The sequence below is a fragment of the Streptomyces sp. 135 genome (assembly GCF_020026305.1).
GTDB lineage: Bacteria > Actinomycetota > Actinomycetes > Streptomycetales > Streptomycetaceae > Streptomyces.
Genome location: NZ_CP075691.1, coordinates 3,944,452 through 3,957,168 on the forward strand (window position 1 = coordinate 3,944,452; position 12,717 = coordinate 3,957,168).

Here is a 12,717-nt window from a genome sequence, read left to right on the forward strand (position 1 = left end):
GCCTCGAACACTCGTCGCCCAGAGTTCACCGAGGGGACGGCACCGGTTCATTTCTGCCGAAGGGCCCGGTAGCGGGCTGATCGGAGATGTCGTCCCGTGTCGCCCACAGTTCACCTTGATGACAGGGATGGTTCATTCGAGGTGCCGGAAACGGACGCGTCGGGGCCGCACCGTGGGAGCGTAGGGGCCAGCCCCCTGAGACGTACGAGAGAGGGACAGCCACATGCGGGACGCGTACCACGAGGAACTTGACTCGATCGGCGAGAGCCTGGTCGAGATGGCCCGCCTCGTCGGGTCCGCGATCGGGCGCGCCACGACGGCCATGCTCGACGCCGATCTGAAGCTGGCCGAGAGCGTGATCGCCGCCGACCAGAAGGTGGACGATCTCCAGCACGAGCTGGAGGCGCGTGCGATAGCCCTGCTCGCGCGGCAGCAGCCGGTCGCCACCGACCTGCGCATCGTCGTGACCTCGCTGCGGATGAGCGCCGACCTGGAGCGCTCGGGCGACCTCGCCCAGCACGTCGCCAAGCTGGCCCGGCTGCGCTTCCCGGACTCGGCGGTGCCGCGGGACCTGCACGCCACGATCCTGGAGATGGGCCAGCTCGCGCAGCGCCTGATGGCGAAGGCGGCGGAGGTCATCATCACCAAGGACGTCGACCTCGCGCTCCAGCTGGAGCAGGACGACGACGAGATGGACCAGCTGCACCGCACCCTCTTCCAGCACCTGATGGACGACCGCTGGAAGCACGGCATCGAGACGGCCGTCGACGTGACGCTGCTCGGCCGCTACTACGAGCGCTTCGCGGACCACGCGGTGTCGGTCGCGAAGCGGGTCGTGTACCTGGTCACGGGCGAGCACGCGGACGAGATCCAGTCGTCGGGCCCGGCACCGGTCGAAGGGGCGTAGGCCCCTTTCTACGGGCCCCGCTGGGCTTACGCGCGGTGCCCCGCACGACGTCAGGTGGTCGTGCGGGGCACGGTCTTGCGGGGCACGGTCGTGCGGACGGGCGTCAGCCGCAGCCGCCGCCGCACTGGCAGGAGCCGCCGGACTGGCAGCCGCAGGAGCAGCCGGAGCCGCAGCCGCAGTTCATCGCTATGACCATGGGCTCGGGGGACGCTGTCATGGGTCTCCTCCTCGAAGGCGTACTGGTGTAACGGCGTACCGCTGTACTCGCGTACTGCCTGTCTCCCATTGCAACGCCGCCGGGCAGGGCGCATCAACGGCGCACGCGCGCGTCGGCGGTCCGGGCCCGACCGCCGAACGAGCCGCCCGGCGAAACTCCCTCCACAGCTGTCACAGACATGCCAGAACCAGCACGCAACGGGCTCGGAGTACTTGACGCCGCGTCCTGGCCGTTCCCTGTTGCCGGCCCCGCCCCGGCCTCGGCCTTTGGCATACACGCTCCGCACGTGCCGATCCGGCCGCGGAGGAACGTTTTGCTGCCAAGTGCGGGTGACCGGGCGGCCAGGGAGGGAGGTCGGGGGCTACACAGGAAGGCCGGGACGTTCTCGTACGAGGGGGCCTGGCCGATGGTGCTGACGATCAACGTGGCGGTTCTCCTGGCAGTCGTCATCGTCCTGCGTCTGCGCAGGCGTACGGAGGCGCGCAGCCGCAAGGACGAACAACTGACGGTGGCCATCGTTCTGGTCTTCGGCGTGCTTGTGGCTCCGACGGGGTTCGGGGAGTGGATCGCGGAGGTGGTGGGGGAGTTGGCGCGGGGCATCTCGGATTCGGGCAGCCCGTGAGGTGCCGTCGTTCACGCCCGCGGGACCTCGTCTGTGGCATCCGCTTCAGTTGAGCTTCGCCACGCTGGGGCAGCCGCTCGCCGCCCCTGCACATCACTGGGTGTGGAAGTGCTCGTTGTCCCCCAAGTACCGAGTGAAGCCTCGCCTGAACAGGTCGGCCGCCTCGGCGCCTACTTCCTCAGGGGTATAGCCGGCGCGGACCGCCGCGATGCCGGCGTGATAGTTGAGGTCCAAACAGGCAGACCTGAAGGCCGCGCTGCCCACCGGACTACTCAACCCACCACGGGGCATGGTGCACTGTGCTGCGGCTGCGGCACCGAGCTCAAGGATCTCGTCCCTGCTTCGCGATCTGTCGACCATGGGCTGAACGGTAGCCAAGCTGGTCCGGCCATGTGCCAGGAACGGGAGAGATCGTCGACCACGTGCGGTGACGGGCAGCGTGCATACAGCCCTGCGAAGTGCCGGAGGCAGCACCCGTGTTGTGCCTCGGCGATCCGTTCAGGGCGTCCTCTGTTTGGCAGGCGGCAGAGAGTCGGCGATGCCCTCCGCATCACTGACACCGAGGGGATGACCCTCTGATCCGTAGCTCTATGTGGATCGGTCGGTGGCGGTCATACCGGTCGGGTGACGGCCCTACGAGGACGCTACCGGATCACGGTGAGCTGACGGCACCAGCTAACGAACTCCCGGCCCCGGATGCGCTTCCGCTGGGAGCCGCGCCTGACCGCCCTCGTCCGCGTCTATTGGTGTCAGGTGACGGCTGCGCAGACTGCCAAGGGAACCCGTGAACGGCTCGTAGGAGGTGGTGGTCTTCTCATATCGGGTCGCGATGCCGCGAGGGTGCCGTACGTCGCCAAGGGGCTGCTCTTATAGGTCCACTCACGTGGTACTGCTCCGCTGTCCCGATCCCCCTTCTCGCTCGCTTCGCCCGTCGGAACGCTGTCCGACCCAGACCGTACCCTGGCCGCGTTCACACGACTCAGGAGGTACTACCGTGGACCCCACGACCGCCCACTTCGTCTCGTCCGCCACGGCCCTACCGGCTGCCGCACTCGCGGCGCTGTACGAGGCTTTCATGGAGCGGTGGCCCCGGGGCGGCCGCGAGGGCAGCCGGGTAGCGCGAGTGTCCGCCTCGGAGCACTCCTGGATCGACCACGCCGTCAGATCGGCGCTGCTCCCCCGTGCCGTCGAGCTGGAGCAGGTCCGCACAAGCCTTCACTCGGACAGCAAGTCTGCTTGCGTCATTGGCGCACGGGCGGTGCACAAGCGCATGAAACTGTCCGAGGCTCAGTACCGCGCTCTCCTCGACCCCTTCACTTTGGCCGGTGTCCCCGTGCCCGACCGGGACAGCCTCCGTGGCCATGGCGGCACCTCATGATGACCCCGAAGGGTTACGCGACGGCGTGCCTTAAGGACGAGCTGATGATGCTCGCATGCCTCAAGGTCAGCGGAGCGGTGGGCAGGCCGTGAACGGCGCATCCGAGGTAACGCGCCGCTACCGGCTGCTGCGGGGCGGGCGGGTGGCGCTGGAGATTCGCGGTGAGCCGGGGCTCCTGATCAGCACCTCCGTTCCGCCGCTCCCTGCGGGAACCTCCCCGGTGACGCATTCGTTCGCGACCGCCAGCTTCCAGCTTGCTGAAGCCGAAGGGGAGCTCGGTGCGCTTTTGCGCGAGTCATCCGACCTCGATGCTTTCCTTGAGGCGGCCGCCGGCGCGGGCTACCTGATCCAATTCATCGAGCCGACAAGTGCCCAGGTGCGCCGGCCCTTGTCGGCTGCGGCCGCCGACGGCGCGGCCCCAGGCACCGGCAGTACCGATCGGCTCGTCGCAGTGGGGCTCAGCCTGTTCGCGGAGCACACGACGGATCCGGTCGTGAACATCGTAGAGTTGCCGGACGGACTGGGTATCTGCCTCGTCCACGCCGTGCGCGGTGGCGGCAAAATCTACGTGGCACCCGACGAGTCGACGTTGTTCGTCGGCTCAGCGGTCGACTTCGATGCCGGGCTCGGCGCGTTCCGCGACGGCGTGCGTAACCCCATCAGGTCGGTCACGGGGGCGGATCGTGCCGCTCAACCTGAGCCACGCCGGTAAGGGCGGTTCACAGAGATACGTCGTCAACCGGCCCCGTTCGCTTCTGTGGGTGTCAGGCACCTGAAGGGCGTCCGACTCAAAGACGATCATCCGGGTGCGCGCCACCGGTCCCTGTGCCGCGACGAGTTCCCGTGTCGTGTGTCTTCTGCCGACGAGGGATGAGACCGAGCAGACCCAGAAGACCGGCGAGACCCCAGAGACCCCATCCCCCATCGTCATCGTCCTTGTTGTCGTCAGCCTGCGCTTGACTCTGGGTGGCCTGCACGGTGGCTGCCTGGGCCACCACCGGCGTCTGCGCTGCTGCGGTGACCGCAGTGGGGCCCGCGAGGAGAGTGGCGGCCAGTAGAGCACCGATAGTCACGCGACGCATAATTCCTCCTTGGATGACCCATAGACTGGGCTTTCTACCCATATAGAGTGAATTCGGTGAGGCGCGCAACCCCGGCAGGCACCACAGCGCTCCCTGAAGCGCGGTAGAGCCCATTTCCCGCGCCCTGTACCCAGTAGGGCCATTCGGCCGAATGGGTGACAGGGTGGAGCGCCCCCGCCCACCACTCACCCAGCTCCCATCCCGCCCGCCGTCGACCCACACACCGTGGAGCGAGCGTGGTTCAGGGCGTCCAGGTAGAGCGCGCCACTGTACGAACGACTTGGACGCCCTGGGCCGCGTCTGTTCGGCTTGCCTGGGCCGGCGGTGGACGGGATGGGAGGCCCCAGCACGCCACGACGGGCGCGTCGGCGCAGCGCGGGCGGAGCGGGCCGAAGGCAGGAGCGTCGCCCGGAGCGGAGCCGGGAAGCGCGCCCGGCGGAGTGGAGCGCAGCCGGGGATTGAACCAGTAGAGAAAGCGCAAGCGGGGCGTGGAACTGGCACCCTTCGTCCCGCGCCTGTCGATGCTCGCCACCGACCCAGAGCAGGGCCGCCGAGCTGCTGCCCGTGCTCATCAGGGAAATGGAGGACCGGTACGACCTGATCAAGACCCGCCAGGGCATCGCACCGAGCACGCCGGACGAGGAGATCACCTCCGACATCTGGGGCCTGCCCGAGCACGAACGCCCGGTACCCGTCGTGCTGTTCGTCGACGAAGTGGCCGAACTCTTCCTCGTCGCCACGAAGAAGGACGAGGAACGCCGGGACGAAATGGTCACCCAGCTCATCCGGCTCGCCCAGCTCGGCCGCGCGGCCGGCATCTACCTGGAGGTCTGCGGCCAGCGCTTCGGCGCCGAGCTGGGCAAGGGCGCGACCATGCTGCGGGCCCAGCTGACCGGCCGCGTCTGCCGCAGCGTCAACGACGAAGCCTTCGCCAAGACGGCACTCGGCGACATCGCCCCCGAGGCAGTCCCCGCCGCCTGCGCCATCGCCCCCGAACGGCCCGGCCTCGCCGTGGCCGGCGACACCTCCGGCGGCTGGTCCCGCATCCGCACGCCCTACCTCTCCCTCGGCGACGCCGTCGAGACCTGCCGCGCCTCGGCCCACCTGGTCCCCGACCTGCCCGCGCTCAAGCCCTTCCGGCCCGACGCGCCCCTACAGCCTGCTGAGACTCCGAGTCCGGTCGTGCGGCCTCGACCGGTGACCGACTGACCCGTGTCCCCGCTCATCCCCGGTCGGCGTGACCGCCTCACGCCATGTCCCTACCCCTCCCATGCCCGAATTCGGAAGGAGCCGCAGCATGCGTGCCCACCTGGCCCGTGTCGACGCGGTGCTCGTCCAAGCGGTCATCGCCGCCGCGTTGTCCTTCGCCCACCTGCACGACGTCGCCTCGGCGGCCGGACAGGACGGGTGGAAGGCGTGGGCCTATCCCGTCTCGGTCGACCTGCTGCTCGTCGCCGCCGGGCGCCGTCTGCGGTCCGGCGAGGCGACAGCGGCCGGGTGGTGCTGGTTCCTGATCGCCCTCGCCGCGTCGTTGGGTGCGAACGTCGCCACCGCCGGGCTGCTCGACCTGGACCACGTTCCGGCCTGGCCCCGCATCCTCGTCGCGGGCTGGCCCGCGGCCGCCTTCCTCGGCGGAACCTCCTCGTCACTCGCCGCCGACCGCGCACGACGAGGCCAGTGACGCCGTGGGCCAGGAGACGCCCGAAGACATCGATGACCAGGAGGGCGCGCCCGCTCCCGCACCGGAACCCCCGGCGCCTTTGGCAGTCGAGCCGGTATCGACTCCGCCTCCCGCCTCGCCGCCGGTCGCCGTCCCGGCCGCCATGGTCGAGCACGCCCGCAAAGTCGCCGCCGAGCACCACGCCCGCACCGGAATGGCCATCGACACTCCGACCCCGCGCGCCCGCCTCGGCGTCCCGCCGCCCATGGCCGACGCCATCGTCGCCCAGCTCTGAGTAGAGACCCACGTGAGCGCAAACCGCCGCTTCCGCTCCGTCACCCGCATCGGCCCCCTCCGGGTCAGCACTTCCTACGACGGTCGCGGCCGGGAGAAGCACACCGCAGCCTGTACGGCTCCGTGCTGCGGCTTCTCCGCCGACTATGACAGCCGGGCCGCCGCCGAGCCGGCCGCCCGTACCCACCGCTGCCCCGTCCGCTGAAAGGACCCGCACACCGTGACCGTCAGCCTGCCGCTCGTCGTCCTCCTCGGCCTCTTCGTCTGGGGGAGCGGTCAAGTTCCTCGGCGTCCGCACGTGAATCGTCGTCCTGATCGTCCTCTTCGGCTTCTGGCCCTCGAACCTCGCCGAGTACCCGGGTCACTCGGACCCGGGCCTGACTCTCCGCGTGTACGCGCACCTGATGCCGTCCAGCCAGAGCATCTGACGGCCCGGACACGGCTCAGAGGAAGCGACAAGCCCCCTGCACGCGGAGAACCCGCGGGCAGGGGGCTTACTCGTGGGCGGTTACTTCTTCTTGCCCTGGTTCTTGACCGCCTCGATCGCCGCCTTCGCGGCCTCCGGGTCGAGGTAGGTGCCGCCCGGGTTCAGGGGCTTGAATTCGGCGTCCAGTTCGTACGAGAGCGGGATGCCCGTGGGGATGTTCAGGCCCGCGATGTCCGCGTCGGAGATGCCGTCCAGGTGCTTGACCAGGGCGCGGAGGCTGTTGCCGTGGGCCGCTACCAGGACCGTCCTGCCCGTGAGAAGGTCCGGGACGATGCCGTCGAACCAGTACGGGAGCATGCGGACGACGACGTCCTTCAGGCACTCCGTCTGGGGGCGCAGCTCGGGCGGGAGCGTCGCGTAGCGGGGGTCGGAGAACTGGGAGTACTCCGCGTCGCGGTCCAGCGGCGGCGGCGGGGTGTCGTACGAGCGGCGCCAGAGCATGAACTGCTCCTCGCCGAACTCGGCCAGCGTCTGGGCCTTGTCCTTGCCCTGGAGGGCGCCGTAGTGGCGCTCGTTCAGGCGCCACGAGCGGTGCACCGGGATCCAGAGGCGGTCGGCCGCCTCCAGCGCGAGCTGCGCGGTGCGGATCGCGCGCTTCTGGAGCGACGTGTGGACCACGTCGGGGAGCAGGCCGGCGTCCTTGAGCAGCTCACCGCCGCGGACCGCCTCCTTCTCGCCCTTCTCGTTGAGGTTGACGTCCACCCAGCCGGTGAACAGGTTCTTCGCGTTCCATTCGCTCTCGCCGTGGCGGAGGAGGATCAGCTTGTACGGTGCGTCGGCCATGCCTCTGAGCGTAATCGAACCCCGGTGGCCCTCGCGCGCGGGCCAGTAGGGGGTGCGGGGGGGTGGCGATTGACGGTTCGCGTCAATCGGGTGGCGGGGCGGCGCGGCCGGCTCGTAATGTGTCCTCGCCGCTTTAGCCGCTTACACACCGGGGGAAACCGCATGCCCTTCACCGCCATGAGACGTGCCGTCACCGAGAGCGTGTCGGGGCTTCCGCGCGCCTTCTGGTGGCTGTGGATCAGCACCCTGGTCAACCGGCTCGGCGCCTTCGTCGCCACGTTCATGGCGCTGTACCTCACCCTGGAGCGGGGCTACTCCGCCTCGTACGCCGGTCTCGTCGCCGCGCTGCACGGGCTCGGCGGCGTCGTGTCCTCCCTGGGCGCGGGCGTGATGACGGACCGGCTCGGGCGGCGGCCCACGCTGCTGATCGCGCAGGCCTCGACGGCGCTCTCCGTGGCGGTGCTCGGGTTCATGGAGCACCCGGTGGCGATCGCGGGCGTCGCCTTCCTCGTGGGCATGGCGAGCAACGCGTCGCGGCCCGCCGTGCAGGCGATGATGGCGGACATCGTGCGGCCCGAGGACCGGGTGCGGGCCTTCTCCCTCAACTACTGGGCCATCAACCTCGGTTTCGCCATCTCCTCCGCCGGCGCCGGGTTCATCGCCTCGTACAGCTACCGCGCCGGGTTCCTGATCGAGGCCGCGATGACGATGGTCTGCGCGGTCGTCGTCTTCATGAAGCTGCCGGAGTCGCGGCCCGTGCGGACGGCGCAGGAGAAGGCCGCCGAGCCGGTGGTCGGGCTCGGGACCGTGCTGCGGGACGGGCGGTTCATGGGCGTGGTGGGGCTGTCGTTCCTCGTCGCGCTGATCTTCCAGCAGGGGTCCGTGGGGCTGCCGGTCGCGATGGGCGAGGCCGGCTTCACGCCCGCCGACTACGGGCTCGCGATCGCCGTGAACGGCGTGCTGATCGTCGCGCTGCAGATCCCGGTCACGCGGTTCATCGAACACCGCGATCCGCGACGGCTGTTGGTGATCTCCTCCGTAGTCGCCGGGTACGGCTTCGGGCTGACCGCCTTCGCCGGGTCCGTCGGGGTCTTCGCGCTGACGGTCTGCGTGTGGACGCTCGCCGAGATCGTCAACGCGCCGACGCAGACCGGCCTCGTCGTCGCGCTCTCCCCCACCCACGGGCGCGGGCGCTACCAGGGCATGTACACGATGTCGTGGTCCGTGGCCGCGCTCGTCGCCCCGCTGATGTCCGGGTTCATGATCGACCGGTTCGGCGCGGAGTGGCTGTGGGCGGCGTGCGCGGTGCTCGGGACGGTGGCGGCGCTGGGGTACTGGGGGCTGATGCGGGGCCTTCCGGATGAGGGCCTGGCGGAGGGCTCGGCGCAGAGCCCGGCGAAGGACCCGGCGGAGGGCTCGGCGCAGAGCCCGGCGGAGAACCCGGCGGAGAACCCGGTGGAGAACCCGGTGGAGGGCGGCGCGGTCAGTGCCGCGGGGTCCGTTGCGCCTCGTACAGATTCCGCGGCCGCACCGCGTCCGTAGTGCTGTACAGCTCAAGGCGCGTGTTCAGGTCGCCGGTGAAGTCGGGGACGTCGATCTGGTCGAACTCACGGACGGTGTTGAGACCGACCGTGGCGCTGTGGGGCGCGAGGTCGTCGAGCTTCACGAGGCCCGCGCGTCCGTTGGTGACGCGGATGTTCCAGTGGGTGAAGCGGGCGCCGAAGAGGGGTCCCGCGCTCGCGTCGCCGCCGTGCCGGCCGTTGTTCTCGACGGTGATGTCCGTACGTACGTTCGCGAACGGCATCCCGCGGTGGCTGTCGAAGGTGCCCATCTCCATGTGGCCGCGCGACCAGACGTTGTAGGAGGAGAGGCCCTCCACGTTGATGCCGTGCAGCTGGGTGCCGGGCGGGGCCGGGGTCGTGCGGGCGTCGATCCTGAAGTCGTCGACGAGGTTGTCGTGCGAGCCCTCGCGGCAGAAGTACGGGTGGTGCGAGCCGCGGCCCGCCACGCGCGTGCGGCGCAGGGTGCAGGCGGAGGCGGCCACCAGGCCGAAGCCGTTGTCCACATGGCGTACGACGATGTCGTCGGCCCAGCAGTCGTACGCGCACTGGAACGTGACGCCGTTGTGGCCCTTGTCGAGGAGGTGCGGGGACTGAGGGGTCTCGACGGCCTCCAGGGTGAGCGCCTCGACGCCCGAGCCGGTCAGGGCCGGGACGTGGGTGGTGAGGCGGGGCTCCCATGAGGGGCGTATGTCGAGGGGCAGGGGGCGCTCGAAGGTGACCGCGCGCCTGCCGGGGTCGACGGCCGCGATCCTTACGGGCCACTCGTAGGGGACGTACGAGGTGAGCTTCGTCTTGTCGTCCCAGGTGTACGCGCGTGCGCCCGCGCCGTCGCCCGCCATGTGCTCCAGGAGCGTGTGGTCGGCGTCGTCGGCGAGGCGCAGGAGTACGAGGTCGCCCTTGCGGAGGCGGGAGGCGTCGGTGACCCGCACCGACCAGGAGCCTCGGTGGGCCGGGCGGACGGTGGTGAGGGTCCGCCACTCGTCGCGCCTGTTGCCGGTCCAGCCCTCGAAGGGCCAGGCCTTGGCCTTGATGGCGGCGGTCAGCGACTCCCAACGGGCCTCCGGGCAGAGCCAGATGAGGCCGCCGGCCCAGGACCAGCTGGACTTGTCGCCGCCGTAGCGTGAGCCGTAGGGGCCGATCAGCTCGGTGAGGTTCTTCGTGGCGAGGAGGGTGGTGCGGGCGCTGCCCGCGCCGCGGAGCGTGACGTGGTCGTGGGCGATGCGGATGACGTCGTCGACGCGGTAGGTGCCTGGCCGCAGGAGGACCGTGCCGCCGCCGCTCCTGCCCGCTTCGGCGAGGGCGCGGTTGATGGCGGGGGCCGCGTCGGACGTGCCGTCGGGGGTGGCGCCGTAGCGGTGGGCGTCGAGGACGCGGTGGTGGCGGGGGAAGGGGTGTCGTCCCGTACGGAAGCCGGAGCGGCCTATGTAGGGGATCTGGGGGTGTGTGTAAGGGGCCCGGGTGAACTCACGCCAGAGGGTGGGCGTTTGGAGGGCGGGTGCGGCCGCGCGGGCAGTGGGGGCGATTGTCGCGGCCGCCGCGGCCGCTGTCGCGCCGCCGAGCAGGACGCGTCTGGTGGGGTGAGCCATGCCGCCGCCTTCCATGGATGTGAATGCGGTTCACGTGAGCGGTGCGGTGCAGTGGGCGGGAGCATGCCACGGCGGCGCTCCGCACGGAAGGGGGTGGGCGGCACCCGGCTACCCACAGGGAACGTGGTCCGGCGGTCCGCTACCCCTTGGGCTGGGTCAGATGCGTGAACGCGTCGAGGTTCCGGGTGGACTCCCCCCGCGAAACCCTCCACTCGTACTCCTTGCGGATCGCCGACGCGAAACCCAGCTCCAGGAGCGTGTTGAAGGAGTCGTCCGAGGCGGAGAGGACCGCGCCGAGGAGGCGGTCCAGTTCGGCGGGGGTGACCGCGGCGAGCGGCAGCTTGCCGGCCAGGTAGATGTCGCCGAGGGAGTCGATCGCGTAACTCACGCCGTAGAGGCGGAGGTTCCGCTCGAGCAGCCAGCGGTGGACCGCCTCGTGGTTCTCGTCGGGGTGGCGGATCACGAACGCGTTCAGGGACAGCGAGTGCTTGCCCACGATCATCGACAGGGTCGTCGACAGTTTGCGGGTGCCGGGGAGCTTCACTACGTAGGAGCCCGGCTCGGGGCTCTCCCACTCCAGCTCGGCGTCGTCCAGTGTCCGCTCGATGATCGTCGCGGTGTCCACGTCCGCCTCCATGCCCATGACCGCGTCCATGCCCATGTCCGCTTCCGTGTCCGCCTGCTCGGGCTCAGCCATGGTGCGAGCGTACGTGACGGCCTGAGCTGCGGAAGTCGTACATGGCCGACGTGTAGACATCGGCCGTCGCCGCGGCCGCCGTGTCCCAGCCGAAGGACTGCGCGTGCCGGGCCGCGGCCGCTCCCATGCGGTCCACAAGCTGTGGATGGTCGGCGAAATCGCGCAGCACGCGCGCGTAGTGGGCCGGTTCGTGGCCGGAGATCAGGAAGCCGGTGACCTCGTCGCGCACCGCGACGGGCAGGCCGCCCACCGAGGCCGCGAGGACCGGTGTGCCCGCCGCCTGCGCCTCTATGGCGACGAGACCGAAGGACTCGCTGTAGGAGGGCATCACGAGCACGGACGCCGCGCGGAACCAGTCCGCCAGCTGGTCCTGGCCCACCGGCGGCTGGAAGCGCACCACGTCGGCGATCCCGAGTCTCGCGGCCAGCTTCTGGAGGCCCTCCGGCTTCGCGAGGCCGCTGCCGCTGGGGCCGCCGACGATGGGGACGACGATGTTCGAGCGCAGGGCGGGCCGCTCGTCCAGGAGCACGGCGACCGCGCGGAGCAGCACGTCAGGGGCCTTCAGGGGCTGGATGCGGCCCGCGAAGAGGGGGATCAGGGCGTCCGGCGGCAGCCCGAGGCGGTGGCGCGCCGCGGCGCGCCCGTCGGCCGGGCGGAAGCGGTCGAGGTTGACGCCGGGGTGGACGACGGCGACCTTGCCGGGCTCGGCTTCGTAGTGGTGTACGAGATCGCCGGCCTCTTCGGAGGTGTTGGCGACGAGGCGGTCGGCGGCACGCACTATCTGCGTCTCGCCGATGACGCGGGCGGCCGGCTCCGGGGTGTCGCCCTCGGCGAGCGCGGCGTTCTTGACCTTGGCCATGGTGTGCATGGCGTGGACGAGGGGCACGCCCCAGCGTTCGGCGGCGAGCCAGCCGACGTGGCCGGAGAGCCAGTAGTGGGAGTGGACCAGGTCGTAGTAGCCGGGACGGTGGCCCGCCCAGGCCTGCATCACGCCGTGCGTGAAGGCACAGAGCTGCGCCGGCAGCTCTTCCTTGGCGAGGCCTTCGTAGGGGCCCGCGTCGACGTGGCGCACGAGGACGCCGGGCGCCAGTTCCACGGCGGGCGGGAGGGCGCCGGTGGTGGCGCGCGTGAAGATCTCGACCTCGATGTCGATCGCGGCGAGACGCTTGGCCAGCTCGACGATGTAGACGTTCATGCCGCCCGCGTCGCCCGTGCCGGGCTGGTGCAGCGGCGAGGTGTGCACACTCAGCATCGCCACGCGGCGCGGACGCCGATGGGAGCCGTGGGAACCCGGAACGCCTGGGATGCCGGGGATGCCGGGGATGCCGGGGATACGGAGCCGAGAGGGTGCCGCCGGGGAGCGACGCCCGAGCCTGGACACGTAGTGGCTCACGTGGCGGTCCTCCTTGCGTACGGGCATGACGAGGCGGAGGGCGTACGTA

Annotated in this window: 11 protein-coding genes and 3 pseudogenes; 9 read left to right on the forward strand and 5 right to left on the reverse strand. The window is 70.4% G+C overall.

Translation table 11 applies throughout. The features are described from left to right. The first annotated feature begins 223 nt into the window (after window positions 1-223). From phoU to KKZ08_RS17690, 4 genes are all read left to right on the forward strand, one after another. The gene (gene phoU, locus KKZ08_RS17675) at window positions 224-907 is read left to right on the forward strand and encodes a phosphate signaling complex protein PhoU (RefSeq protein WP_223775379.1); all 684 of its coding nucleotides are present in this window, start codon (window positions 224-226) and stop codon (window positions 905-907) included. A 623-nt stretch (window positions 908-1,530) separates the two neighbouring features. After that, window positions 1,531-1,746, forward strand: a complete 216-nt coding sequence (locus tag KKZ08_RS17680) for a hypothetical protein (RefSeq protein WP_223775380.1) — start codon at window positions 1,531-1,533, stop codon at window positions 1,744-1,746. Between the two features lie 994 nt (window positions 1,747-2,740). After that, complete coding sequence (locus tag KKZ08_RS17685) at window positions 2,741-3,124, forward strand: hypothetical protein (RefSeq protein WP_223775381.1); 384 nt, start codon at window positions 2,741-2,743, stop codon at window positions 3,122-3,124. Between the two features lie 88 nt (window positions 3,125-3,212). After that, window positions 3,213-3,836: a hypothetical protein gene (locus tag KKZ08_RS17690; protein WP_223775382.1), complete on the forward strand. Its 624-nt coding sequence runs from the start codon at window positions 3,213-3,215 to the stop codon at window positions 3,834-3,836. A gap of 76 nt (window positions 3,837-3,912) precedes the next feature. Here the strand turns inward: KKZ08_RS17690 and KKZ08_RS38995 are convergent, their stop codons facing one another. Further along, the gene (locus tag KKZ08_RS38995; protein ID WP_346657884.1) at window positions 3,913-4,320 is read right to left on the reverse strand and encodes a WGxxGxxG family protein; all 408 of its coding nucleotides are present in this window, start codon (window positions 4,318-4,320) and stop codon (window positions 3,913-3,915) included. Window positions 4,321-4,685: 365 nt separating this feature from the next. Between KKZ08_RS38995 and KKZ08_RS17695 the strand changes: the two are divergent. The 4 genes and pseudogenes from KKZ08_RS17695 to KKZ08_RS17710 form a co-directional block, all read left to right on the forward strand. After that, window positions 4,686-5,415: pseudogene (locus tag KKZ08_RS17695) on the forward strand (FtsK/SpoIIIE domain-containing protein); the annotation flags it as partial. A gap of 88 nt (window positions 5,416-5,503) precedes the next feature. Next, a pseudogene (locus tag KKZ08_RS17700) lies at window positions 5,504-6,161 on the forward strand (DUF2637 domain-containing protein). A gap of 12 nt (window positions 6,162-6,173) precedes the next feature. Next, window positions 6,174-6,365, forward strand: a complete 192-nt coding sequence (locus tag KKZ08_RS17705) for a mobile element transfer protein (protein ID WP_223775383.1) — start codon at window positions 6,174-6,176, stop codon at window positions 6,363-6,365. 139 nt (window positions 6,366-6,504) lie between these two features. Then, window positions 6,505-6,588: pseudogene (locus tag KKZ08_RS17710) on the forward strand (integrase); the annotation flags it as partial. A gap of 80 nt (window positions 6,589-6,668) precedes the next feature. On the opposite strand, the gene KKZ08_RS17715 reads toward KKZ08_RS17710, so the two are convergent. Then, window positions 6,669-7,430 carry a phosphoglyceromutase gene (locus tag KKZ08_RS17715; RefSeq protein WP_223775384.1) on the reverse strand — a complete coding sequence of 254 codons (762 nt, stop codon included), beginning with the start codon at window positions 7,428-7,430 and terminating at the stop codon, window positions 6,669-6,671. Between the two features lie 162 nt (window positions 7,431-7,592). On the opposite strand from KKZ08_RS17715, the gene KKZ08_RS17720 reads away from it, so the two are divergent. Beyond that, on the forward strand, window positions 7,593-8,972 hold the full coding sequence (locus KKZ08_RS17720) for an MFS transporter (protein WP_223775385.1): 1,380 nt from the start codon (window positions 7,593-7,595) through the stop codon (window positions 8,970-8,972). Here KKZ08_RS17720 and KKZ08_RS17725 read toward each other — a convergent pair. The 3 genes from KKZ08_RS17725 to mshA all read right to left on the reverse strand — a co-directional run bounded on the left by KKZ08_RS17725 (window position 8,914) and on the right by mshA (window position 12,668). After that, the gene (locus KKZ08_RS17725) at window positions 8,914-10,578 is read right to left on the reverse strand and encodes a glycoside hydrolase family 55 protein (RefSeq protein ID WP_223775386.1); all 1,665 of its coding nucleotides are present in this window, start codon (window positions 10,576-10,578) and stop codon (window positions 8,914-8,916) included. The two genes, KKZ08_RS17720 and KKZ08_RS17725, sit on opposite strands and share 59 nt — an antisense overlap. A gap of 139 nt (window positions 10,579-10,717) precedes the next feature. Continuing rightward, window positions 10,718-11,215: a YbjN domain-containing protein gene (locus KKZ08_RS17730; RefSeq protein ID WP_223779096.1), complete on the reverse strand. Its 498-nt coding sequence runs from the start codon at window positions 11,213-11,215 to the stop codon at window positions 10,718-10,720. Window positions 11,216-11,267: 52 nt separating this feature from the next. Next, on the reverse strand, window positions 11,268-12,668 hold the full coding sequence (mshA, locus tag KKZ08_RS17735) for a D-inositol-3-phosphate glycosyltransferase (protein ID WP_223775387.1): 1,401 nt from the start codon (window positions 12,666-12,668) through the stop codon (window positions 11,268-11,270). Window positions 12,669-12,717: the final 49 nt, after the last annotated feature.